The sequence below is a fragment of the Pseudomonas putida genome (genome assembly GCF_050990305.1).
Classification (GTDB): domain Bacteria; phylum Pseudomonadota; class Gammaproteobacteria; order Pseudomonadales; family Pseudomonadaceae; genus Aquipseudomonas; species Aquipseudomonas putida_AH.
Genome location: NZ_CP158817.1, coordinates 3,723,649 through 3,746,866 on the forward strand (window position 1 = coordinate 3,723,649; position 23,218 = coordinate 3,746,866).

A 23,218-nucleotide genomic window follows, 5' to 3' on the forward strand; every position below is an offset into this window, starting at 1 on the left:
CGATGAGCCTGAAAAAATCACTGTGCTTTCAGAATGCCATCGCTCGACAGGCCCGTTCCCGGCGCTATATTTGTAAAGCCGTAACAATTCAGTACATTTGGTTACATGGAAGGTTGGCGATGCCGGGAAGCGTCGTTGGCAAGTCTCGCGTGTTGACACTATCGGTTTAATTGCCCGTTCGTCATGGATAACTGGAGGCCCGGATACCATGCAACCGCCAGAACTGGCCTCATGCCCTGTCGACTCGGCTGAAAACAGGCACGTTGACAACGCCCGCCTGCTGCACGATTTGCAGATGCACCAACTCGAACTGCAAATGCAGAACGACGAGCTGCGCAACGCGCATCTGGCCCTGCAGGCCTCCCGCGACCTCTATCAGGACCTGTATGAGCATGCACCGGTTGGCTATCTCACCTTGAGCCTGGAAGGCGTGGTGGAGGCCATCAATCGGACCGGTGAAAATTTACTGGGGGTTTCAAGGCAGCAACTGCTGCAGCGGCGTTTCAGTAGTCAAGTGGCACCGGCAGACCGGGATAATTGGCACGTGGCGTTTGTAAAGGCCTGCCTGACGTCCCATCCGCAAGAGTGCGAACTGACCTTGCAACGGGCCGGTGGCGACGAATGGCTGGCCAGGCTCAATTGCGTCAAGCACGGTGACAATCCCTCAATCCTGCGCATTACCCTGACCGACCTGACCGCCCGGCGGCATCTGGAAAGTCGCCTCAACCTGGCCGCAAGCGTCTTCACCCATGCCCGCGAAGCCATCATGGTGACCGATCCCAAATGCCTGATCGTAGAGATCAATAATGCGTTCAGCACCATCACCGGCTATTCGCGTGATGAAGCCCTGGGCATGAACCTGCGTTTTCTGGCACCGGAATTCGCCGAAGCCGACCCCTACCCGACACTCTGGCGCAGCCTCGAGGAACACCACCACTGGCAGGGTCAGTTGTGGAACCGACGACGCAATGGCGACAGCTTTGTCACACGCCAGACCATCAGCGCGATCCTGTGTTCCGAGGGCAAGGTCCAAAACTATGTGTTCCTGTTCACCGACAACACTGAACTGCACGAATACCAACGCCAGCTCGAATACATCGCCCACTACGACCCGCTGACCAGCCTGCCCAATCGTGTTCTGCTCGGCTTGCGACTGCAGCAGGCCATGGCCCATGCGCTCTCCCATGGCCGAACGATTGCCCTGGCCTACCTGGACCTCGATGGCTTCAAGGCGATCAACGACGTGCACGGCCACGAAACCGGTGACAAGGTGTTGGCCATCGTTGCTCGGCGTATGAAAAAGAACCTGCGCGAAGCCTGCACCCTGGCGCGCCTGGGCGGTGACGAGTTTGTCGCGCTGATCGTGGATCTCGACGAAGTCAGCGACAGCGCTGCCATGCTGGAACGACTGTTGATCGCCGCCAGCGACCCCATACACATCGATCAGTTGCGGATCACGCTTTCAGCCAGCGCCGGCGTCACCTACTACCCGCAGGAAGGCGAAGTCAGCGCCGACCAGTTGCTACGCCAGGCCGACCAGGCGATGTACCAGGCCAAGTTGGCCGGGAAGAATCGCTATCACGTGTTCGATGCCCGGCACGACCTGGACCTGCGCGGCCACAATACCCGCCTGGACCGTATCGAACGCGCTGTACGCGATCAGGAGTTGCGCCTGCTCTATCAACCCAAGGTCAACATGCGCACCGGTGAGGTGGTGGGAGCCGAAGCCCTCGTGCGCTGGATGCACCCGAAACGGGGGCTGCTGTTACCGAAAAACTTCCTGCCGCTGGTGGAAAATCATCCGCTGGCGGAGAGCATCGACAAGTGGGTCCTGGAGCACGCGCTGGCGCAAATGCAGGCATGGGGCCGGCAAGGTGTGAACATACCGATCAGTATCAATGTGGGGGGCCGCCAGTTGCAGCACCCTGACTTCGTCGCCAACCTGACCAAGCAGCTGGCAGCCTACCCGGATGTCGAGCCAAGCCGGCTGATGATCGAAATCCTGGAAAGCTGCGCCCTCGATAACATCGATGATGTGTCTCGCACCATTCGCAGTTGCGCCGCCATGGGCGTGGCCTTCGCACTGGACGACTTCGGCACCGGGTATTCATCGCTCAATCATCTTAAGCGCTTGCCCGTGGCCCAATTGAAGATCGATCAGAGTTTCATCAAGGACATGCTCGACTCCAGCCAGGACATCCCCATCCTGCGGGCCATGCTCGAACTGGCCGCCGCCTTCGGTCACGAGATCGTCGCCGAGGGGGTCGACAGCGCTGCCCAAGGGCAGCGTCTGCTGCAACTGGGTTGTGAACTGGGACAGGGGTTCGCAATTGCCGAACCCATGCTGGCCTGCCAACTGCCTGAATGGATCACGCACTGGAGGCAACATCAGCATTGGCAGCGCAGCCTGCAACCTTGAACCGCTGGCTCGGCGCCCCTGCCCCGGCGCCGATACCTCTCAGTTGGCTGTCCGGCAAATCTCCTCGATAGTGCCGGCCAGCTCGTCAAATGCGATCGGTTTGCCCACGTGGCGGGTGAAACCCGAGGCCTTGCTCTGCTTGATATCGGACGGTGTGCCACCGCTCAAGGCGATACTCGGCGTACTCTTGCCGCCAGGCAATCGGCGCAAGGCTTCCATCAGCGAATGGCCATTCATGCCAGCCATGCCAATATCGGAAATGATCAGGTCATAGGTCTGTCTCGCCGCCGCCTCCAGCGCCATGTGCGGATCGTGGAAGGCACTGACGTGGGCAGCTTCCATTTCCAGCAGCGTGGTCAAGGTTTCCAGCTCATCGCGCGAGTCGTCCACCAGCAGCACTTTCAAACTGGCCAGACGCCCACTCCTGCCGGTGTCAGCCTGGCCATTCAACGACTCCGACTCCGGCTTGTGAAAGCTCAGCGGCAACAACACCGTGAACCGACTGCCCTTGCCCAGGCCTTGCGAATGCACCCTGACCGAACCACCATGGGCTTCGGCCAGTTGCAGGACCAATGACAGCCCGATGCCCATTCCCTCTCGGTGATGGGTGGAATGCAGCGTATCAGCCTGGCTGAACGGGTCGAACAGCGTGTCCAACTGGTCCCGTGGGATACCACGGCCCGTGTCGATGACTTCCAGCTTGGCGTCATCGCCATATCGCGTAGCGACCACGCGGATCTGTCCGTCGACCGGGGTGAATTTCAGCGCGTTGCTGAGCAGGTTCCAGACGATCTGCTCGACACGCATCGGATCAGCATCAACAAGCAACGCATCTTCGGCGGGGTCCGGAAGATCCATCAACAAGCGCGGACCGCTTTCATCGTCGATGGCGTGGCAAACCTCCTGTACCAAGGTTGTCAGGCTGATGGTGTCGCGCTTGAGTTGCAGTTTGCCGGTACGCACACGGGCCACATCCAGCAAATCATCGATGACCCGTACCTGACTGGTCACGGCATCGCGGATGGTGTCCACGGCTCGGGCTGCGGTGTTGTTTCGAATCATCATGGGCAAGCGGCGAAGCATTTCGGCGTTGAGCTGAATCAGATTCAACGGATGCTTGAGCTCGCGGGACATCACTGCAAAGAATTCGTCCTTGAGCTGACTGGTGTCCTGAATTTGCGCCAGCCTGAGGGTTTGTTCCTGGTGGAGCTCAACCTGGCTGGTCAGGTCACGGGCGATCTTGACGAAGCCCCTGAAATTCTCGCCTCGCAGGAACGTCACTTCGCTGGTGCAATAGAAGCGGCTGCCATCACGGCGCACGTGCCAACGCTCGTCCTCGTTACGCCCCTGACGCCGCGTCGCCTCAAGCTCGGCCTCCGGCACACCGGCGGCGCGGTCCTCGGGCGTGTAGATAAAGTCCAGATAACGGCCTTCGGCTTCGGCCTTGCTGTAGCCGAAAATCAGCTCGGCACCGGTGTTCCAGCTGGTGACCAGCCCTTGTTCGTCCTCGATGATGATGGCGTAGTCGCGGGTGCTCTCCGCCACCAGACGCACGCGTTCCTCGCCCAGTCGCAGTTCCTCTTCGGCTGCGCGCCGCTTGGTGATATCGATGAAGGTCAACACCATGCCGTCGATGTAGTTCTCGCAGGAGCGATACGGCAGCAGCCGCGCGATGTACCAGCGGCCGTCGACGCTGCTGACCTCGCGCTCGATGGTGCTGAGGGTCTCGAACACGGTCTTGGCGTCGTTGACCATTTCGTCATAGGCCAGGCGATGGGTGATGTCGAGCAATGAACGACCCGTGTCCACCGGCAGCATGCTGAAGATGTCAGCGGCCCGCGGGGTAAACCATTTGATGCGCAAGTTACGGTCGACAAAGATCGTCGCGATGTCGGTGGACGCAATGAGGTTGGTCAGGTAGTCGTTGATCTTATCGGTCTCTTCGACCTTGGTCTTGAGTTCGGCATTGACCGTCAACAGCTCTTCGTTGATCGACTGCAGCTCCTCCTTGCTGGTTTCCAGCTCCTCGGTGGCCGAGCGCAGTTCCTCGTTGATCGCCTGCATTTCCTCATTGGACGCCTTGAGTTCTTCGCTGGAAATTTCCGACTGCTCGACGGTGTCCTGCAGTTGCAGTTTGGTGCGTTGCAGATCGCGTTCCAGATTCGACAGCACCTGGTTTTCCGCGAGCACCGCCGTGCTGGCTTTCAGGTTTTCGGGATCGACTTCCCGTTCGTCGAACACCAGCAGCACGCAATCGCTCTCGGTCTCTTTGTCGGCATAAGGGTAAGCGGTGATGTCGACCTGGTAATGAGCGTTCTCGCGAAACAGATCGATCTGCCGGGCTCGCACGGCGGTGCCGCTTTGGTGCGCTTGAAACAGTGCGGTGCGCAGCTCCAGACGCAACTGCGGGATCACCAGATTCAGCAGGTTGCGCGTCACTTCACCGGCGACATGGCACAGGAAGCGCCCGGCTCCCTCGCTCAAGTGCATGATGTCGGCGTTGCTGTCGACGATCATGCTCGGCGGTGTGCTGCGCTCCAGCGCGCGTTGGTGGATGTCGGCGAATGACAGCTTGCGCTGCGCCGGCATGGTGGGCACGGTCGTCGTGCTCATGGGCCTGGAGTAGCTTCCCCGGGGCATGCTCAGCATTCGTCGCTCGGCCGGCGCGCCGGTCTTGGCGCGAAAGATGCGGTTTTTCTTGTCCAGGGCCGTGAACAGTTCGGGACACAGGTCCACCGACTCCGAGGACCCGAGGAAAAGGTAACCCCCAGGGTTCAGGGCGAAGTGGAACATCCGCAAAATCTCGCGCTGTACCTCGCGGTCCAGGTAGATCAGCAGATTGCGGCACACGATCAGGTCGATCTGCGAGAACGGCGGGTCCACCAGCAGGCTGTGCTTGGCGAACAATACTTTCTCGCGAACCTCCTTGCGCACGCGGTAGGCATTTTCCTCTCGGATGAAATACTGACGCAAACGCGCGGGAGGGATGTCCGCGACGATGGCCTGGGGATAGGCGCCCACTCGGCCGATGGCCACCGCGCGCTCGTCGATGTCGGTGGCAAATACCTGAATCCTGGCGGTCGATGCGCTGGCCAGTTGCTGGTCATTGAGCAGCATACCCAGGGTGTAGGCTTCTTCGCCCGTGGAGGTGCCCGCCGACCACACCCGTAACTCCTCACGAGGGCGGCCATTGGAGCCCGGCGCAGCGAACAACTGCGGCAGCACATCACGCTCCAGCGCCTCGAAGGCCTCGGGATCACGGAAAAAATTGGTCACGCCGATCAGCATGTCACCCAGCAGCGCCTTGTTTTCCGCCGGGTTCTCCAGCAGATACTGGTAATAGGCGCGCAAGTCGGGTTGCGCGGTGACCTGCATGCGTCGCTCTACACGGCGCAGCACCGTGGCGCGTTTGTAGTGCTTGAAATCGTGCCCCGTGCCGACACGCAGCTGGATCAGGATTTCCTGAATCAGGTGTTCGGCCAATGCGGCTTCGCGCTCGTTGCGCGGAGCGAGCGTATTCAGACCCGCATCGACGGGCAACACGATCTGGCGCGAGTTGCGCCACAGCTCCATGAGCTTGTGCGGCATCTCCCTCACGGGCAAAACAAAATCCACCATTTGGGTGACGATCGCCGCTTGAGGCATGCCGGAAAACTCGGCATCTTCCGGCGCCTGAACCAAAGTGATACCGCCTTGTTCCTTGATCCGCGACAGCCCCACTGCCCCGTCCGAACCCGTGCCGGACAACACCACGCAGAAGGCACGTTCGCGATGAACATCGGCCAGATCACGAAAGAACAGGTCAATGGCGACATGGCCGCCACGACGGGCCTCAGGCTGAGCCACCCGTAAATGCCCATCGTCCATCGACAGGTTGTGGGCAGGTGAAATGACGTAGACATGATCAGGCTTGATCGGGACGGTTTCGGTGACCTGGATCACCGGCATGGCCGTGACGTCCTGCAGCAGCTTGCCGGCAATGCTCTGATGGTCCGGTGACAGGTGAAAAATGATCACGAAGGCCATGCCGCTATCGGCAGGCATGTGCTCGAGCAAACACTTGACCGCCTGCAGGCCGCCCGCAGACGCGCCCACGCCCACGATAGCGAAAGGCAATTGGCTGGACTTATGTCCTGACCCATGGGGCAAGGTGTTTTCGCGCTCGGGGGAACTGACCATATCTATCCTTGGAGATTGGAAAAGCATCGGCGTGCACCGGCCCGCCATCGCCTCTGATCTCTTCATGATAAGGCCCCACGATGCGTTGTGGCGACTTGATTTTGAGCGGTTTCCCCCTCTCAGGTCGCGCGTTCCGGGGGACGTCCGAAAGAGGCCACGCGATGCGGGCAATCGGTGTTGGCCATGCCTGATATCCCATTACTGATTGCCTTCCCACAGCGTCCGCGGAACGCATACCGTCCCCTCGAGTAACAACCGGGCCGTTCTCAGCAGACCGCAACTCATCAGGCGATCGTTTTCCAAGCGCAACTCTACGGTGAATTCTCCGGTCGGGTGTTCAATGGAGAGTTGCTTGAGGTCGCCCTCAACGACACTCGCCACGCCCGCTGCCACGCTGCCCTCGATCAGGCAGGCAACCGCCACGCTGACCGCACCGAACACGCCGATGCTGGTGTGGCATCGATGTGGAATGAAGGTACGAGTGCTGAGTGCCCCACCCGCTCGGGCGGGTGCAATCAGGCACATTTTTGGCACGTTGCGCTGGCTCACGTCGCCCAGGTTCATGCGCGGGCCTGCCTGCAAGCGGATCGATTCAAGCCGGGCCTTCAACGGGAGGTCGAGATCGAGTTGCTCAGGGGGTTCGTAACCACTGAGCCCGAGCGCTTCGGCGCGAATAAGAATGACCGGCATGCCATTGTCGATGCAGGTGACCTCGACTTCATCGAACACATCGACAGCGTTGCCGGTGGGTAGCAATGCGCCGCAACTGGACCCGGCAATGTCCTTGAACTCGACAACCAACGGCGCACCGCAGCCGGGCACCCCGTCAATCCGAGCCTGCCCTGAATAGCTGACGGAGCCATTCGGCGTCGGAACCTGAGCAATCGCAATCTGCCCGGTGTTCTCCATGAAAATGCGCACCGGGGTGACATCCCCCGTCGCAGCTACCAGCGCGCGTTCAATAGCAAAGGGCCCGACACCGGCCAGAATGTTGCCGCAGTTCTGGCCGTAATCGACACGCGGCTCATCCACCAGCACCTGGGCGAACAGGTAATCGACGTCGGCATCGTCGCGGGTGCTGGGCTTGATGATCGCCACTTTGCTGGTCAATGAGTCGCCGCCACCGAGGCCATCGATTTGCCGCGCATCCGGTGAGCCCATGACCGCCAGCAGCACGCGATCACGAAGTGCTGGGGCGGCAGGCAAGTCGCTGGCCAGGAAGTAAGCGCCTTTGGACGTCCCGCCACGCATCAACAGGCATGGAATACGTGTCTGGCCCATGCTCAGTCTCCGAGTTCGTCGAGGCTGTCGACATAGCGCAGGCCCTTTTCCGCGAGTCGCTGGCGCATGTTGTAGATGTCCAGACCCAGTTCGCCCTTGGCCAGGCGTAACGCTTTCTGCTCTTCCAGATCGGCGCGGGCGCGACTGGCTTCGAGCACCTGCGCGACCTCGTCCCGACGCACGATGACCACGCCGTCGTCATCGGCCACCACCACATCGCCCGGATTGACCAACTGGCCGCCGCACACCAGTGGCAGGTTCACCGAACCCAGGGTCTCTTTGATGGTGCCTTGCGCGCTGATGGCGCGGGACCAGACCGGGAAGCCCATTTCCCGCAAGGTGTGGGTGTCACGCACGCCGGCATCGATCACCAGCCCTCGCACGCCGTGAGCCTTGAGCGACGTGGCGAGCAGATCGCCGAAGTACCCGTCGGTGCAAGGTGAACTGGGCGCGACCACCAGAATATCGCCGGGGCGGCACTGCTCCACCGCCACATGGAACATCCAGTTATCGCCAGGGGCGACCAACACCGTGACCACCGAGCCGCTGATGGCCGTGCCCCGTTGAATCGGTGTAATCGAAGACGTCAGCAGGCCTTTTCGCCCCTGGGACTCGTGAATGGTCGCGACACCGAAGCGCCCCAGTTCATCGACCAACGTCTGCTCGGCTCTGGCAATGTTGCGCACCACGATGCCAGTTTTTCCAATCAGTTCGCTCATCCCAGGTTCTCCGTCACACGGGGGAAAATACTCTGGTAGCCCTCTCCATAAATGATGTCACGGCTGGAGGTGATCCCGACGTTGCGTTTGGCCTGCACGCCACGCTGCAAGGCGACGCGGGTGTAGTACTCCCACAGGTGTTCCTGGCCGGCCATGCACTGAATCGCCGCGTACTTTTTGTCCCAGACCTGGGTGATGTCCAGCAACACATCGGGACGCCATTCGCATTGCTCGGGCTGATGCGGTTCGAAGCTGTACACCGGTGGCGCGCCGACGATTTTCTCGCCCGGTTTGTAGCCTTCTGCCTGGGCGATGATGCGCGCTTCTTGCGTCAGGTTCATGGCCAGCGGGTGATCGTAGTTGTAAGGATCTTTGAGCGAATGGCTGAGAACGAACTCGGGCTGAACGCGACGAAACACATCGGCCAGGCGAAACAGCGTCTCCTTGTCGGCGCGCATCGGATAGTCGCCGATGTCGAAGAACTCGACGCTGGCACCCAGGATATCCGCAGCGGCCTGGGCCTCTTCACGGCGGGCGGTTTTGACGGTCTCTTCGCTCATCTGGCCCTTGCGCCACAGCTTGGCGGACTCACCGCGCTCGCCGAAGGACAGGCAGACGATGTGCACGTTGTAGCCTTGCTGCGCATGCAGCGCGATGGCGCCGCCGGCGCGCCAGACGAAATCGGCTGAGTGGGCGCTGACGACCAGCGCATTTTTTGGTGATTCGATCATTGCGGATACTCCTCCTGCAGTAGCCAAGAGCATCGCACCGCGACCTGCCGGCGCAGTAATGCGTTGCAGTGTTGCAGGTATGCGTTTTTTTTATTGCGAGCTCAATAAAGCGGATGCATAGTCCCGCACAGACTCCCTTGCGCAGAGCCAGCCACCATGCAATCCACTGAATTTTCCAACCTGATGAACGTGCGCGCCTTCGTCAGGGTGGCCGAGCATGGCAGCGTATCCAAAGCCTCTGTGGCCCTGTTCCGGGCGCAATCAGTGGTCACCCGGTCGATTTGCGAACTGGAAACCCGGCTCGATGTGCCCTTGTTCGAACGCCACGCCAACGGTATGCGTCTGACCGATTACGGTGAGCGTCTGTTGCCGCGGGCACAGCGGGTGCTGGCGGAACTGGAAAGCGTGCCACGACTGCTCGGCGGCGTGGGCAAACGCGCAGTCGAACCGCTATTCCTGTTCCAGGCCCGGCGCCTGCAAGTGTTCGTCAAACTTTGTGAAACCCGGCATATGCAAACCGTCGCCAGCCTGCTCGGTCTGAGCCAACCGGCCATCAGTTCGACGATCAAGGTCATGGAAAGCGGTTGCGGGCAGACACTCTTCGAACGCACACCTCGCGGCTTGCAACCGACAGGCGCCAGCCATGAAATCCTGTTCCCCATTCGCCGCGCACTCAATGAACTGCGTCACATCGAAACGGACATCACCGCCATCCGCGGGACCCTGCAAGGCGTGGTGCATATCGGCACCCTGCCCCTGGGACGCACGCGCATCCTGCCCGAAGCCATCGTGCGCCTGATGAGCGAACACCCGGCGATCCAGGTGATCACCAATGAGAGCCCGTTCGATCTGCTGGCGAGCGAGTTGCGAGCCGGCGATGTCGACTTCATTTTCGGCGCCCTGCGCTCGGACACCTACGCCAGCGACCTGACCGGCGAGGCACTACTGACGGAGGACATGGTGGTGTTGGCGCGGCGGGATCATCCGCTCTGTGCAAAAAAGGTTCTGCACGACGAACTCAGTGCCGCCCGATGGGTGCTGCCTCGCGCCGGCTCGCCCGCCCGGCGGATGCTCGATGAATGCTTCAACCGCTTCGGCATTGCGCCGCCCCGGTCGGTCGTGGAAAGCGGTGACATGGCAATCATTCGCGGGCTGTTGCTGCGCTCGGACATGCTCGCGGCCGTGTCCGCCCACCAGCTGGAACAGGAGATTGCTTCGGGTGAGTTGTGCATCCTGCCGCTGGAGCTGAATCAGACCACCCGAGCCATCGGCCTGACGTATCGCACCGGTTGCCTGCATTCGCCCGTGGCGCAAGCCTTGATGGATTCGATTCGTCGGGTAACCGGCGAACAATAAAATCTATTTATGTACGACACCAACCCCCTGTAGGAGCGAGCTTGCTCGCGAAGAGGCCGGCACATCCGGTATCAATGGTGACTGACATGCCGCCATCGCGAGCATGCTCGCTCCTACAGTGGGTGTTGAGTGAACACAAAGAATGTGGTCAACCGAGATCCCTGTAGGAGCGAGGCTTGCCCGCGATGGCGTCCGTGAGATTGTCATCGCGGGCAAGTCTTGCTCCCATGAGGTAGGTGTTTACAACAGGCTGAAGGGATAGCTGACAATCAGACGGTTTTCGTCGAACTCGTTGCTGCTGTAGTCGCGACGGATGCTGGAGTTGCGCAGGCGCATGTTGAGGCTCTTGAAGGCGCCGCTCTGCACCGTGTAGCCCAGTTCGGACTCGCGCCCCCATTCCTTGCCATCGGTGACGCTACCGGTGTGTACGTTATCGCCGCTGATGTAGCGGTTCATCAAGGTCAGGCCGGGAATACCCAAGGCAACGAAGTTGTAGTCATGGCGCAGTTGCCAGGATTTTTCCCGGGCGTTGTCATAGCTGCTGTTGTAGCTGTCGTTGGCCAATGTGCCGCCGCTGGTGCCGTTGACCCGCATCCACGCATCGTCACCGGTGAGTTTTTGCAAGCCAACGTAGAACGTGCTGCCGCCATAGCGGGCGGACAGCAGTGCCGAGAGGGTGCGGTTGTCCAGGTCGCCGGCACGGGCGCTGCCATCCTCGCGCCCCCAGAAGTAACCCAGGTTCGCCCCCAACGTCCAGGCACCCAGCGGCTGACTGTGAACCAGTTGCAGGTACTGCTGCTGATAGATGTCCTTGAGCTCGGCATTCCACAGGCCGATCATCGTGCGCTTGTCGTTGAAGCTGTACTCACCACCGACGAAGTTGAAACGATCGGAGGTGAACGCGGTTTTGCCCTGCATGAACATGTCTTCCATGCTCGAATCGTTGCGCGGGCTGTTCTGCCGGAACTGCCCGCCGTAGAGGCTCAGGCCGTCGATATCCTGCGAAGTCACCTGGCCGCCACGGAAGGTTTGCGGCAATGAGCGGCCATCGTCGGAACGCAGGATCGGCAGCACCGGCATCCACTCACCGACCTTCAGTTCGGTTTTGCCCACTTTCATTTTCCCGGCGACCGCCAGGCGTCCAAAATCATCGGCCGGACGTCCATCGCTATCAACCGGCAGCAGCTGCGTGCCACCGGTGCCCTTGCCACCGTCCAGCTTGACCGAGTAAAGCCCCAACACATCCACGCCAAACCCCACCGCACCTTGGGTGAAACCGGAACGAGCATCGAGGATGAAGTTCTGTGTCCACTCCTCGGCCTTGCCTTGCGGATAAGCCGGGTTGGTGAAATTGCGGTTGATGTAGAAGTTGCGCAGGTTCAGGTTAGCGCTGGCGTCTTCGATGAAACCGGCGGCCTGAACGCCCAGGGGTGCCACGCAAACTACGGCCAGCGAGCACGCGACTCGATGATTAACGGTGATTTTCATTGTTATTGTTTTCCGATTTTTGGGTAAAGGAATGCGCTGTGCCCGTAAGTGCCGGGCACAGTCAGATCAAACAGAAAGAATTAATGGCAACCTGGCTGAGGGTCGCCCCAGATGATCAGCGAGGGGCTTTGCCCGCCACCGAGTAGAGCACTTGTTGATTGCGGGTTTTCATGAACTCCTCCAGGCTTTGCCCACGCATCGCGGCGTAGACTTGCAAGTTGGGAATCCCCAGCACCGCCGCCAGTTTCTCCAGCACAAAGAAGATCGCTCCGTACTGGATCAATCCACGCCAGTCTCGGCGTCGCAGCAGTTCACGTTCCTCTTCACTCAAGCCCCCTTCCTCAAACAGCGCCTCGGGCGCTTCGAGAAAACGCTCGCGCCATTGCGGCTCGATCATGCGATGCAGGAACTTGTTCAAGCGATAGCCCTTGGCACTGCGCTCCAGGGTGAATGGATAAGTCCCTTCGAGTTTTTCAATACCGGCCAACTGGTGCTGCATGTGCTGCAAGTGTCGCGCGTTTACATCTGCCGGGACCGGCCGATCCTGATTCTCCAACAGCAGCGTGGCGATGCCGGTCATGGACGGCAGGTAGTAATCCTGATGCAGGTTTTTCACCGTGGCCGACAAGGCGCCACGCATGATCAGCCAGGTGATCACCTCCGAGCCTTCCATCCCGCCGAGGGTGGCGTACTCGGCATGGGTCATTTCGGTCAGGCGCACCGGGTCGTTGACCAGCAGATCGATGAACTGCTCGTCCCACTGCGGATTGTTGAAACCGCACCGCTCACCGTGTACCTGATGGGACACGCCACCGGTGGCGACAATGGCCACCTTCAGGTCTTCGGGATAGCTTTCGATCGCCCGGCGCAGGGCCTGGCCCAGCTTGTAGCAACGCAAGGCACTGGGGATCGGGAACTGCAGCACCCCAACCTGCAACGGCACGATCTCCACCGGCCACTGCGGATCGCAAGGCAACAACGCCGACATCGGCGAGAAGAAGCCGTGGTCCAGCGGCTTGTCGCGGAAGAAGCTCATGTCGAACTCATCGGCCATCAGGCTTTGGCCAATGTGTCGCGACAGCGCCGCATGCCCGCCCACCGCAGGCAGCGAGCGCGGGTTACCGCCCTCGTCCGCCACTTCGTAACGCTCATCGACCCCGAGGGAGAACGCACCATAGTGATCGAAGAAAAACGACGTCACGTGGTCGTTGAAGATGTAGAACAACACATCCGGCCGCTGCTCCTTCAACCACATTTTGATCGGCTCGAACCCTTCGAAAATCGGCGCCCAGGCTGCCTCGTTCTGTTTGTCGTGATCGACGGCAAAGCCGATGGTGGGTGTGTGGGATACCGCGAGGCCACCGATGATGCGTGCCATGATGAGTTCCTGCTTTTGATAAAAAGTGTTCGAAAAAGATTATTGCGCCACCAGGGCCTGGTTGACCCGGCGCCGGGCATGACCGTTGGCCAGGATCGCCAGGGCTGCGATGAAGGCCGGCACGCTCAACAGGGCGAACAGCAACGGCAGGCCCAACCCGAGGCTGAGCACCGCACCGCCGATGAGTGAGCCAAAGATAGCCCCGAATCGACCGATACCCAGCATCCAGCTCACGCCTGTGGCGCGGAAATCAGTCGGGTAATAGCCGGGCGCAAACGCGTTGAGTCCGGTCTGCGCACCGCTCATGCAGAAACCCGCGGCAATCACGCCCACCGCCAGCAGGCTCGATTCCAGGCTGAACGCCCCCAGCAGCAGAATAAAAATACCGCCCAAGGCATAGGAAGTCGCAATGACACCGTTCGGGTTGCGTCGGTCCATGATCCAGCCGACCACGATCGCCCCGACCGTACCGCCGATCTGGAACAAGCCGGTAATGGTCGCCGCCCGCTCAATGGACAGGCCGCCCTCACGCAACAGGGTCGGCATCCAGCCCATGGTCAGGTAGATCACCAACAGGCCCATGAAATAGGTCAGCCACAGCGCCAGCGTGCCGGTGCGATAGCGCTCGGTGAAGAGCATGCGCACCGGCGCTTTGTGCTGCGCCTGGGGTTCGGCGAGGGTGAAGTGTGTGGTCGCCGCGAAAGTGCCACCGAGCTTGTTCAAGACTTTGGCGATCTGCGCGGCAGGCGCATTACGCGCCGCCAGGAACCGTGCGGACTCTGGCAACAGCAGCCAGAGGAAAGGCAACAACACCAGCGGCAGGATACCGCCCACCAGCAAGACCGATTGCCAGCCGTGCAAAGGAATCAACCAGGCCGCCAACAAACCGCCAAGCCCCGAGCCCATGTTGAAACCGGTGAACATGATGGTGATGAACAGCGAACGGTTGCGCTCTGGCAGGTATTCGGCCAATAGCGTGGTGGTGTTCGGCATCGCGGCGCCCAGGGCCACGCCAGTCAACAGCCGCAAGGCAGCCAGCTCGTAGGGGTTACGGGCGAACGCACACGCCAGGCTGAGTATGCTGAATCCGCTTACGGCCAACAGCAGCACCTTCTTGCGTCCCAGGCGGTCGGCGTACGGGCCGGCCGTCAAGGCACCGATGGCGAGCCCGACCATGCCCGCGCTCATGACCGGGCCGAAGGCGGCCTTGGACAGGCCCCATTCCTGAATCAACGAAGGCGCGATAAAACCCATCACCGCCACATCCAGGCCATCGAATAGAACAATGAAAAAACACAGGCTCATGATGAGCCACTGGTAACCGGCAACCGGTCGGTTGTCGATCCATGCTTTGATGTCGACCGTTTCGTGACTCATGTATTTCACCTTCTTATTTTTGTAGAAATTGCGACAGGTGCTGCAATGGCGCCTGGGTCCGCCCATCGTCGAACACTGGACGTGACTCTAAAGCCGCGAGTGCCTGCCCCGCCTCTGGGAAATCCTTAAGCGGGTATCTGTTTTTCTTATCGGGTGATTTGAAGAGAGCGACGATGGCTGACTGTGAGTGCAGCGATTTGGCTATTGATTGAAGGCACTGGCGGGTTTGCGCCCGCAGACGTTCGGCCATGCAAAAAGGCCGATAAACAAAAGCGATACCTGCTTAACGACTTCACAGACGACGCCATGCAAGGGCCTGCCTTAAGGTCAACGTTACTGCCGTGACGGCAGTGAACGCTCTGTAGGCGCACATACTAATAAAACAAGGGTTTGAACATGGCCATGCATCTGGATGACAGCGGTTTTTCCCGCCGCTCGCTGCTCAAAAAAAGCTCCGTTGTGCTGACCGCCGGCGCGGCGCTTAGTATGCCAATACTCAGCCAGGCTGCCGCAGGCGATGCCCGGCAGAGCGCAGACAACGCAGGCACCGATCAATCGCCAGGTACAGTCATGGATTCCCAACTACTGAGTCTTTTTTCACAGCCCAAGATCGATTGTCACCATCATGTAATCGATCCTGCCCAGTTCCCCTACCCTGCTGACGCTACCTACCAGCCGACAGGACCCGAGATCGGCCCGGCAGCGTATTACGAGCAGGTCATGCAGGCCTTCGGCATTCGCCATTCAGTGATCGTGCAGCCGACCTCTTCGTATGGCTTCGACAACCGTTGCCTGCTCGACACGCTGGCGCGCAACAAGGGTCGGCATAAAGGGGTGGTCGTAGTACCGAACGACGTTTCCAGTGAAACACTGGCGCAGTACAAGGCACAGGGTGTCATCGGTGTGGCGCTCAATGCGGCGCTGCTGGGGCCCGAGCGATTTCTGAAGATCGACACGCTGATGGAACGCCTGGCCGAGTTGGACCTGTATGCACAGATCCAGGTCAAGGACGATCAGTTGCTGGCACTGCTGCCCTTGATTGAGCGCACTCGCGCCCGTGTGCTGATCGACCATTCCGGTCGGCCCGATGCCAGTGCCGGCCTGCAACAGCCGGCGTTCCAGGCGCTGCTGTCACTGGCCAGCAACGGACGCACCTTCGTCAAACTCTCCGGGCTGTCGCAATACTCCAAAGAAAGTTACCCCTATGCCGATGCCAAGCCCTATCAACTCGCGCTGCTGAAGGCCTTTACCGCCGAAAACTGCATGTGGGGCACGGACTGGCCGTTTTTGCGCGCGCGGCAAAACATGGAACTGGGCACCGTTCTGACCAACTTCGGCGAAATGTTCCCCAACGCCAGTGATCGCCAGAAGATTCTTTGGGAAACCCCGAAACGGCTGTTTGGCTTTACCGCTTGATTCGATAGGTCGTGACGGTCAGTTGTCGACCAATATCAGCCGATGGTCGTTGTACTCCACCGGCCATCGGCGTGTGGCTAAGCTTATTAAATCGGGGCGTATTGACACCTTGGGGGGAAGAACAGCCATCAGCGAAACTGGCTTGGCATCAAGACGGGACTCCCAAAGGAGACGAACATGTATGCAGTCATAAGAACCTACCTGGGTACTGGCGCAAAGCAGCTTTTCGAGCTTTTGGAGGAGCGCAATGCCGACGTCGATGCGACCCTGCGGGCAGTACCTGGCCTTGTCAGCTACACACTGCTCAATACGGGTGATGGAGGTACGGCGGTGACTGTTTGCAAGGACAAGGCCGGCAGTGATGCGAGCCTGAAAGTCGCACGCGACTGGATTTCAAAAAATGCATCCCATATCCACGCAAACCCGCCGATCGTGACGGAAGGCCCGGTGATTGTGCAGATCAATTAGCGCGCCGTTGACACTGAAAACCGGCGCGCCGCCAGTTCCTGGGGGGCCGAGACCCTGCATGGGGTTGCGCTTGATCGGCGCCGCGCCCTGCGGCGTGTCCCAGGCCGCCTCAGTCATCTCGGTGCAAATGTAGCCAGGCGCGATTGCATTCACGCGTATGCCAGTCCTGACTCAAGGCCAGCGCCGTCAAGCTCCAGACCTCACGCAGTTCGCGCAGGGAATAGTGTTCGACGGGGCGCAGGCGAATCGCCATGTTCAATATGCGCCAAAAACGTCAGGACAACGCGGGCATTCAGGCAGCCCGCGTTATCGTTGACGTCCATCGCGAGCAAACAGAGATTGGTTTTCACCCGGACTTCAGCGTCGGCACATAACGACCGTAGGAGCGAGCATGCTCGCGAAAAACGCCAGGACAACACAGGCATTCAGACAGCCCGCATTATCGTTGACGTCCATCGCGAGCAAACAGAGATTGGTTTTCCCCCGGATTTCAGCGTCGGCACATAACGACCGTAGGAGCGAGCATGCTCGCGAAAAACGCCAGGACAACACAGGCATTCAGACAGCCCGCATTATCGTTGACGTCCATCGCGAGCAAACAGAGATTGGTTTTCCCCCGGATTTCAGCATCGGCACATACCGACTGTAGGAGCGAGCATGCTCGCGAAAAACGTCAGGACAATACGGGCATTCAGGCTGCCCGCGTTCACGTATCGCTGCAGCCGACGAGTCCTTGAACCGCGCCTGTCATCGCGTACAAAACCCGTCGCCGTGTCCGGGCAGCGTATCGATTCGTTGCCCGAATACGGCGATCGAGCACATTGGCAATCAGTGGCTATGCTTTGGCGTTAGCGCAATTCGACCTGGCAATGAAATCAGAACTTTGATTGAGTGCACCGACAAGTTTTCGGGAAAAATACAACATGATGGATTTATTCAACGCCATTGCACTTGGATTACTCGCGCTGCTACCACTGACTAATCCACCCACAACGGTGGCATTGTTTATTGGCCTGAGCAAAGGACTCAGTCAAAAGGAAAAAAACGAACAAGCTTTCCTGACCTCTATGTATGTCTTCCTGATCATGACACTGACCTATTACATAGGTGAGTTCGTGATGAGTGCTTTTAATATCTCCATTCCGGGCTTGCGCATGGCGGGCGGCGGCATTCTTGTCATCATGGGTTTGAAGATGCTGTTCCCCCCGCCCCCACGCGCCCCTTCAGCAGTCAACGTCAACGAAAAAGCCAGTTTTGCCCTCATCCCCCTGGCCATGCCCAGCACCGCGGGGCCCGGGACCATCGCGATGATCATAAGCTCGTCGGCGACGATCAAGCACAGCACGCTTTTCCCGGCCTGGGTGCTACTGACTGCCCCTCCGTTAATCTTTCTATTTACCGCCCTTATCCTTTGGATATGTTTGCGTGGCTCAGGCGTGGTCATGAAAGTCACCGGCGAATCCGGTATTGATGCCATCTCACGCCTGATGGGCTTTTTACTGGTTTGCATGGGCGCCCAGTTCGCGATTAACGGGATGGTGGAAATCGTACAAACCATCATCGACACCAACGCTCATCTTTTCCACCCTAACTGATTCACTTTTTTCATATTACGCAAGGCGATGAGCACTATCAGCAATGCGTCTTATGCCCGGCCTTTTTCACCTGTTTCGAGCACGCAAAAAAAACTGCATTGAAATCGGGGTAACAAAATCCATTTGCTACCCTTAGTGAACGTCATCGAGGCTGGCTGTTTTTTTCTTACTGACATTGATCCAGCCCTTTCAAGGACTGCCTGGCCACACGGGGATGAGGCAATGCGTCATTCATTGTTCTACGCGATGTCAGCTGTACTGTTTCTTGCTGGAACTCCTTGCTTGGCAGCGCAGCCTCCGGATGCGACTGCAGTCGCAGCCAATACCGCGCCTGCCAATGCCGCGCCTGCCACGGCAGCCGCCAAAGATCCCGTGTTCACTGCCGAGCAGCTGGATCAGATGGTCGCTCCCATTGCGCTCTACCCGGACCCACTGCTGGCACAGATACTGATGGCCACCACGTACCCAGGGGAAGTCGCCGAGGCGGTAACCTGGTCCAAGGCGCACCCGGATGCCAAGGGCGATGACGCGGTCAAACAAGTAGCGAGCCAGCCCTGGGACCCAAGCGTTCAATCATTGGTCGCCTTCCCGCAGGTCCTTGTCACGCTGGGGCAGGACCCCGTTTGGGTACAACGCCTGGGCGATGCCTTTTTGGCGCAACCGGACGATCTCATGAACGCCGTGCAACGCTTGCGGCACCAGGCACAAGCCGCAGGCAACCTGAAGAGTAACCAGTACCAAAACGTGACCATTCAGAATGCCCCGGCACCGGCACAGACAACCACGCAGTCTGCTGCGCCCCCGGCCAGCAGCTCGACCATCATCATTCAGCCCGCCGATCCACAGGTGGTCTACGTCCCTACTTACAACCCGACCACGGTCTACGGCACTTGGGCCTATCCTGCGTCGCCGCCTGTGTACTATCCACCGCCACCGGCCTATTACCCTGGTCAGGCCTTGATGAGCGGGCTGGCGTTCGGCGCCGGAGTGGCCATCGTCGCTTCGTTGTGGAGCGACTGTGACTGGGGCGATAACGACATTGACATCGATGTCGACCGCTACAACAACATCAATCGCAACACCCAGATCAACAGAAACCAGAACAAGTGGCAGCACAATTCCCTTCATCGTGATGGCGTGCCCTATCGCGACAACCGCAGCCGTGAGCAATTCGGCCGGCAACTGGATGGCGCCCGGCAACGCGAAGCCTTCCGCGGCGATACCGCCCAGCGCGCCCAAGCCCGTGAAAACGCACGCAGTTCCATGGACAGGCACGGCATCGAACGCCCTGCCACCAGCAATCGCCAGGCCCGTGAACAGGCACGCCGAGCCGAGTCTTCACCCTCGGTCGGCAACCGGATGCAAGGCGGTGCCGACAGACCGAGAACCGCAGACCGGGGCCAGGGCACTGGCAGAAACATTCGGGAGAATCAGCAGCCCAGGAAACAGACCGCCCAGAACAATCAACGCAGACAGGACTTATCTCAAGTTCGTCAGCAAAAACGACCCACCGCCAGCCCAGGCAGCGCCCGCAACAACGCATTCGCCGGCGCGCGTTCTCCGTCTCGCAGCAATGAACAAGCCTTCCGTGGTCGGGCCAGCCAGGCCTCTGCCCAGCGCCCCGCCGCCGCGCGATCCGCCGGCCATCAAATCAGCAGGCCATCCGGTGGAGGCACGCGACAAAGAGGAGGAGGAGGTCGCCGATGAACATTCATACTCGAATCAAAGCATTCATGGGCATGCTCCCTCCTGTCCTCGCCCTTGCGGCTGGCATGGCATGGTCGTCCATCGCTACGGCACAGCAAACTTTTCCAACGCCTGAAAAGGCTGCTGAAGCGTTCGTCGAAGCCTTGGGCAAGGACCACGCCGACCAGGAACGCCTGACAAAAATCCTCGGTGAAGAATGGCGCAGTTTCATCCCGCGAAGTGGCGTGCAGCGCAGTGACGTGGACGCATTCCTCAAGCTGTACCAAGAGCAGCATCGCATCGAAAACCCCCGCGAAGGCGAAGCCGTCCTGTCAGTCGGCAAGGACCCGTGGACTCTTCCGATCCCTCTGAAAAAGACCGGGAACGCCTGGCGGTTCGACATCAAGGCCGGCAGCGCAGAAGTCCGCGCGCGCCGAATCGGCAGCAACGAGCTCTCCGCGATGCAGGCGTTGCTGACCTACCACGATGCCCAGATGGACTATGCATCAACGGATCGCGACGGAGACGGCGCACTCGAGTATGCACAGAAAATCTTCAGCACCCCCGGCGAGCACGACGGGCTGTATTGGGCGGATGACGATACCGATCAAATCAGCCCACTGGGTCCCCTGTTCGGCCAGGCCGTTGCCGGCGAGGACTGGCATGGTTACCACTTCCGCATCCTCGATGGGCAAGGTCCATCGGCACCGGGTGGTGCCTACAGCTACCTCATCGGCGACAAAATGAGCCGTGGTTTTGCCATGATTGCCTGGCCAGCAAAATACGATGACACCGGCGTGATGAGTTTCATGATCAGCCATGACGGACAGATCTTCGAAAAAGACCTGGGGCCCGGCGGTGGCAAAGTGGCGGAGTCGATGAAGCGTTTTGATCCCGATGACAGCTGGAAGGAAGTGAGCCCCGATCAGGTGCAGTAATCGTTGCCCGGTCTCACTTGAGCAGGTAAATCAGTCCGCCAAACGGCACCCAGCGAGGGTGCCATGGCGTCTACGCTGTTCAGGACACAACCACACCTCTTTCAACAGGGGGTAGCGGGATGACCGGCAAATCAGCGCGCCAATGTTCGTCATGGCTACTGTTCTTTCTGCTCGCCTTCAATCTGGCGTTGACTGCCGGTTGTGCAAAAAAGGCTGTCACCTACGCGCCAACCCCAGCCATCGGCTCCAACTGCTTCGCAAAAGCGCTGCCCAGCGCAGGCGAAGGCGGCCTGGCCTGGGGGGCGACCTTGAGCATCGCCCGGCAAAAGTCCCTGAACAATTGCATACGCTACGCCGGGAGATCCGGGGGGACGCCGGATACCTGCCAGGTGGTGTTGGCGGAGTGTAAAAACTAATTCGGGTCAGGCGGCTTTTTGCCATTGAATCTGGGCGACTGGAAGATTGCTATCGCGGGCAAGCCACGCTCCCACAGGTATTGCTGTGTTCGCAGTATCGGTAATAGCCACAAAACCAAAGGGAGCGGGCTTGTCGGATCGCCGCGAAGAGGCCCATGCCCCTCACGTCGGCGAAATCGTCGCCAGCACGCCAATCAAAATCGTCAGCACCAGAAAACCACCCAGAAAAATCGCCATCTTGCCCATAAGGCCCCCTGCACATTGAGTTTGCGGTGCACCGCCGCCAAGGCCGCGGAACTTGCCGTTATTGTGCGGCGCAGGCTCAGTGCATTACAGAGGCAGAAAGCGATGAAAAATACGGATCAGATGGAGAGGTTGCAGCTCCCCTCATCATGTAGGAGCTGACGAGTGCAACGAGGCTGCGATCTTTAGATTTTTAGAAAGTACATTCGTAAGTATCAGGTCGGATGTCAGGCCGCCATCGCGGGCAAGCCTCGCTCCTACAGTAGATGGTGGTGTTGCCACATTTTGTGATCGACACGAAACCTTGTAGGAGCTGTCGAGTGCAACGAGGCTGCGATCTTTTGATTTTCTGAAGCCAGATCAAAAGATCGCAGCCTGCGGCAGCTCCTACATGGAGGCCAGGAAAGCCCGCCAACCATCACCGGCTCAGCGGGCTCACTTTATTGCGGATCGACGTGATCCAACACCCGGTTCACCGACAACTCTGCGAGGGCAATCATCTGTTGGATACCCAAGGCCAGATTGCATTTCGGGCCTTCGAGGATAAACGCCAACTCACTGGCCATGACACTGGCCGAGGCAAGGGTTTCGCAGGCATGAACCAGGAGGGTTTCGGTGTTGACGTCGGGGGCGATGGTGAAGATGGGGTTGGGGCGGCGCTCGGCCATGGCTGGTTTTGGCGGTGGGGTCAGTGGATCGGAGTCAGTGCTGTCGTCCGCGTCCGGGGGATTGGGCGTTACCTTGAACATTGTGAAACTCCTCTTTGAAGTGAGCATCTCCCCTTCCGCTACCACGCAAAATTAGGGAGACGACTGTACACGGGGTGGTAGACCGGTCAAAGAGCAAACCCCGGCAGGCCGAAGCCTCCCATGCACAGCCGCCACAAAGCAGCCAGCAAAAAAACGCCCTGAGGCGTTCTGGATCTCTTTGAACAAGCCGGGCTACCACACCCGATCGCTGAATTGGCAGCGACGGCGGGAAGGTTAACGAGAGGACCTGGCAAGCGCAAGCCCGGAAGGTGCGCGTTATCGTTGACGTCCATCGCGAGCAGTCTGCGGACCTGTAGGAGCTGTCGAGTGGAACGAGGCTGCGATCTTTTGATTTTTTAAAAGCAAGATCAAAAGATCGCAGCCTGCGGCAGCTCCTACAGGGATTGGGTACATCCGCGAGAGTCAGGTCGGCTGTCAGGGCGCATTCGCGGGCGAGCCTCGCTCCTACAGTTGATTGGGTACATCCGCGAGAGTCAGGTCGGCTGGCAGGCCGCCTTCGCTGGCAAGCCAGCTCCCACAGGGGACGGTGTACACCCGCTTCTCACCACTCAACAGGCCGAGCGTTAGCTCGCCTGCAAGCTTTTGATCTTGATCTACCCGCCCCTTCGGGAGGCTGAGTGGAGGCGTTTATCCGGGGGGAAGGCGCGGAGCGTCGTGCGGCGAAGCCGCACACATCGAGAGGAGGTGCAGCGAAGCAAACCGGAGGCGATGCCCCCGGATGAATGCCGGAGCGAAGGAACGCCGAGCCTAAGCGAGGG

The 23,218-nt window shown here is 59.6% G+C and carries 19 protein-coding genes; 9 read left to right on the forward strand and 10 right to left on the reverse strand.

What is annotated here, in order from left to right; all coding sequences use genetic code 11:
• The first annotated feature begins 295 nt into the window (after nt 1-295).
• The gene (locus ABTV22_RS16740) at nt 296-2,419 is read left to right on the forward strand and encodes a putative bifunctional diguanylate cyclase/phosphodiesterase (RefSeq protein ID WP_433735611.1); all 2,124 of its coding nucleotides are present in this window, start codon (nt 296-298) and stop codon (nt 2,417-2,419) included.
• A gap of 39 nt (nt 2,420-2,458) precedes the next feature.
• On the opposite strand, the gene ABTV22_RS16745 is transcribed toward ABTV22_RS16740, so the two are convergent.
• The 4 genes from ABTV22_RS16745 to galB all read right to left on the reverse strand — a co-directional run bounded on the left by ABTV22_RS16745 (nt 2,459) and on the right by galB (nt 9,329).
• The gene (locus ABTV22_RS16745; RefSeq protein ID WP_433735612.1) at nt 2,459-6,598 is read right to left on the reverse strand and encodes a CheR family methyltransferase; all 4,140 of its coding nucleotides are present in this window, start codon (nt 6,596-6,598) and stop codon (nt 2,459-2,461) included.
• Between the two features lie 198 nt (nt 6,599-6,796).
• A complete protein-coding gene (locus tag ABTV22_RS16750; protein WP_433735613.1) occupies nt 6,797-7,879 on the reverse strand; it encodes a 4-oxalomesaconate tautomerase in 1,083 nt (360 codons plus the stop codon).
• A 2-nt stretch (nt 7,880-7,881) separates the two neighbouring features.
• A complete protein-coding gene (locus tag ABTV22_RS16755) occupies nt 7,882-8,598 on the reverse strand; it encodes a 4-carboxy-4-hydroxy-2-oxoadipate aldolase/oxaloacetate decarboxylase (RefSeq protein WP_433735614.1) in 717 nt (238 codons plus the stop codon).
• Nucleotides 8,595-9,329, reverse strand: coding sequence for a 4-oxalmesaconate hydratase (gene galB, locus ABTV22_RS16760; RefSeq protein ID WP_433735615.1), 735 nt, complete (start codon nt 9,327-9,329; stop codon nt 8,595-8,597). Before galB ends, ABTV22_RS16755 begins: the two co-directional genes overlap by 4 nt.
• A 156-nt stretch (nt 9,330-9,485) precedes the next feature.
• Between galB and ABTV22_RS16765 the strand changes: the two genes are divergently transcribed.
• The gene (locus ABTV22_RS16765) at nt 9,486-10,685 is read left to right on the forward strand and encodes a LysR family transcriptional regulator (RefSeq protein WP_433735616.1); all 1,200 of its coding nucleotides are present in this window, start codon (nt 9,486-9,488) and stop codon (nt 10,683-10,685) included.
• A 240-nt stretch (nt 10,686-10,925) separates the two neighbouring features.
• Here ABTV22_RS16765 and ABTV22_RS16770 read toward each other — a convergent pair whose 3' ends face one another.
• From ABTV22_RS16770 to ABTV22_RS16785, 4 genes are all read right to left on the reverse strand, one after another.
• On the reverse strand, nt 10,926-12,173 hold the full coding sequence (locus ABTV22_RS16770; RefSeq protein ID WP_433735617.1) for an OprD family porin: 1,248 nt from the start codon (nt 12,171-12,173) through the stop codon (nt 10,926-10,928).
• Nucleotides 12,174-12,288: 115 nt separating this feature from the next.
• Entirely contained in the window at nt 12,289-13,551 is a 1,263-nt protein-coding gene (locus tag ABTV22_RS16775) for a gallate dioxygenase (RefSeq protein ID WP_433735618.1), read from the reverse strand.
• Nucleotides 13,552-13,590: 39 nt separating this feature from the next.
• A complete protein-coding gene (locus ABTV22_RS16780) occupies nt 13,591-14,928 on the reverse strand; it encodes an MFS transporter (RefSeq protein WP_433735619.1) in 1,338 nt (445 codons plus the stop codon).
• Between the two features lie 13 nt (nt 14,929-14,941).
• Entirely contained in the window at nt 14,942-15,178 is a 237-nt protein-coding gene (locus ABTV22_RS16785) for a hypothetical protein (RefSeq protein WP_433735620.1), read from the reverse strand.
• A 146-nt stretch (nt 15,179-15,324) separates the two neighbouring features.
• Between ABTV22_RS16785 and ABTV22_RS16790 the strand changes: the two genes are divergently transcribed.
• Nucleotides 15,325-16,344, forward strand: coding sequence for an amidohydrolase family protein (locus ABTV22_RS16790; RefSeq protein ID WP_433735621.1), 1,020 nt, complete (start codon nt 15,325-15,327; stop codon nt 16,342-16,344).
• A gap of 177 nt (nt 16,345-16,521) precedes the next feature.
• Nucleotides 16,522-16,812, forward strand: coding sequence for a hypothetical protein (locus ABTV22_RS16795; protein WP_433735622.1), 291 nt, complete (start codon nt 16,522-16,524; stop codon nt 16,810-16,812).
• A gap of 109 nt (nt 16,813-16,921) precedes the next feature.
• Here ABTV22_RS16795 and ABTV22_RS16800 read toward each other — a convergent pair whose 3' ends face one another.
• Entirely contained in the window at nt 16,922-17,065 is a 144-nt protein-coding gene (locus ABTV22_RS16800; protein ID WP_433735623.1) for a hypothetical protein, read from the reverse strand.
• Here ABTV22_RS16800 and ABTV22_RS16805 point away from each other — a divergent pair.
• The 5 genes from ABTV22_RS16805 (at nt 17,064) to ABTV22_RS16825 (ending at nt 21,447) form a co-directional block, all read left to right on the forward strand.
• Nucleotides 17,064-17,186: a hypothetical protein gene (locus ABTV22_RS16805; protein WP_433735624.1), complete on the forward strand. Its 123-nt coding sequence runs from the start codon at nt 17,064-17,066 to the stop codon at nt 17,184-17,186. The two genes, ABTV22_RS16800 and ABTV22_RS16805, sit on opposite strands and share 2 nt — an antisense overlap.
• 549 nt (nt 17,187-17,735) lie before the next feature.
• On the forward strand, nt 17,736-18,407 hold the full coding sequence (locus ABTV22_RS16810) for a MarC family NAAT transporter (protein ID WP_433735625.1): 672 nt from the start codon (nt 17,736-17,738) through the stop codon (nt 18,405-18,407).
• A 222-nt stretch (nt 18,408-18,629) separates the two neighbouring features.
• Entirely contained in the window at nt 18,630-20,114 is a 1,485-nt protein-coding gene (locus tag ABTV22_RS16815; protein WP_433735626.1) for a DUF3300 domain-containing protein, read from the forward strand.
• 26 nt (nt 20,115-20,140) lie between these two features.
• On the forward strand, nt 20,141-21,031 hold the full coding sequence (locus ABTV22_RS16820) for a DUF2950 domain-containing protein (RefSeq protein ID WP_433741424.1): 891 nt from the start codon (nt 20,141-20,143) through the stop codon (nt 21,029-21,031).
• Between the two features lie 119 nt (nt 21,032-21,150).
• Nucleotides 21,151-21,447, forward strand: a complete 297-nt coding sequence (locus tag ABTV22_RS16825) for a hypothetical protein (protein WP_433735627.1) — start codon at nt 21,151-21,153, stop codon at nt 21,445-21,447.
• A 683-nt stretch (nt 21,448-22,130) separates the two neighbouring features.
• Here the strand turns inward: ABTV22_RS16825 and ABTV22_RS16830 are convergent.
• Nucleotides 22,131-22,439 carry a DUF6124 family protein gene (locus tag ABTV22_RS16830; protein ID WP_433735628.1) on the reverse strand — a complete coding sequence of 103 codons (309 nt, stop codon included), beginning with the start codon at nt 22,437-22,439 and terminating at the stop codon, nt 22,131-22,133.
• Nucleotides 22,440-23,218 lie beyond the last annotated feature (779 nt).

Bases quoted from the DNA above. Each gene is read 5' to 3' on its own strand.
- ABTV22_RS16740 (WP_433735611.1), top strand. From the start codon at position 296: ATGCACCAACTCGAACTGCAAATGCAGAACGACGAGCTGCGCAACGCG.
- ABTV22_RS16745 (WP_433735612.1), bottom strand. From the start codon at position 6,598: ATGGTCAGTTCCCCCGAGCGCGAAAACACCTTGCCCCATGGGTCAGGA.
- ABTV22_RS16750 (WP_433735613.1), bottom strand. From the start codon at position 7,879: ATGGGCCAGACACGTATTCCATGCCTGTTGATGCGTGGCGGGACGTCC.
- ABTV22_RS16755 (WP_433735614.1), bottom strand. From the start codon at position 8,598: ATGAGCGAACTGATTGGAAAAACTGGCATCGTGGTGCGCAACATTGCC.
- galB (WP_433735615.1), bottom strand. From the start codon at position 9,329: ATGATCGAATCACCAAAAAATGCGCTGGTCGTCAGCGCCCACTCAGCC.
- ABTV22_RS16765 (WP_433735616.1), top strand. From the start codon at position 9,486: ATGCAATCCACTGAATTTTCCAACCTGATGAACGTGCGCGCCTTCGTC.
- ABTV22_RS16770 (WP_433735617.1), bottom strand. From the start codon at position 12,173: ATGAAAATCACCGTTAATCATCGAGTCGCGTGCTCGCTGGCCGTAGTT.
- ABTV22_RS16775 (WP_433735618.1), bottom strand. From the start codon at position 13,551: ATGGCACGCATCATCGGTGGCCTCGCGGTATCCCACACACCCACCATC.
- ABTV22_RS16780 (WP_433735619.1), bottom strand. From the start codon at position 14,928: ATGAGTCACGAAACGGTCGACATCAAAGCATGGATCGACAACCGACCG.
- ABTV22_RS16785 (WP_433735620.1), bottom strand. From the start codon at position 15,178: ATGGCCGAACGTCTGCGGGCGCAAACCCGCCAGTGCCTTCAATCAATA.
- ABTV22_RS16790 (WP_433735621.1), top strand. From the start codon at position 15,325: ATGGCCATGCATCTGGATGACAGCGGTTTTTCCCGCCGCTCGCTGCTC.
- ABTV22_RS16795 (WP_433735622.1), top strand. From the start codon at position 16,522: ATGTATGCAGTCATAAGAACCTACCTGGGTACTGGCGCAAAGCAGCTT.
- ABTV22_RS16805 (WP_433735624.1), top strand. From the start codon at position 17,064: ATGTTCAATATGCGCCAAAAACGTCAGGACAACGCGGGCATTCAGGCA.
- ABTV22_RS16800 (WP_433735623.1), bottom strand. From the start codon at position 17,065: ATGGCGATTCGCCTGCGCCCCGTCGAACACTATTCCCTGCGCGAACTG.
- ABTV22_RS16810 (WP_433735625.1), top strand. From the start codon at position 17,736: ATGATGGATTTATTCAACGCCATTGCACTTGGATTACTCGCGCTGCTA.
- ABTV22_RS16815 (WP_433735626.1), top strand. From the start codon at position 18,630: ATGCGTCATTCATTGTTCTACGCGATGTCAGCTGTACTGTTTCTTGCT.
- ABTV22_RS16820 (WP_433741424.1), top strand. From the start codon at position 20,141: ATGGGCATGCTCCCTCCTGTCCTCGCCCTTGCGGCTGGCATGGCATGG.
- ABTV22_RS16825 (WP_433735627.1), top strand. From the start codon at position 21,151: ATGACCGGCAAATCAGCGCGCCAATGTTCGTCATGGCTACTGTTCTTT.
- ABTV22_RS16830 (WP_433735628.1), bottom strand. From the start codon at position 22,439: ATGTTCAAGGTAACGCCCAATCCCCCGGACGCGGACGACAGCACTGAC.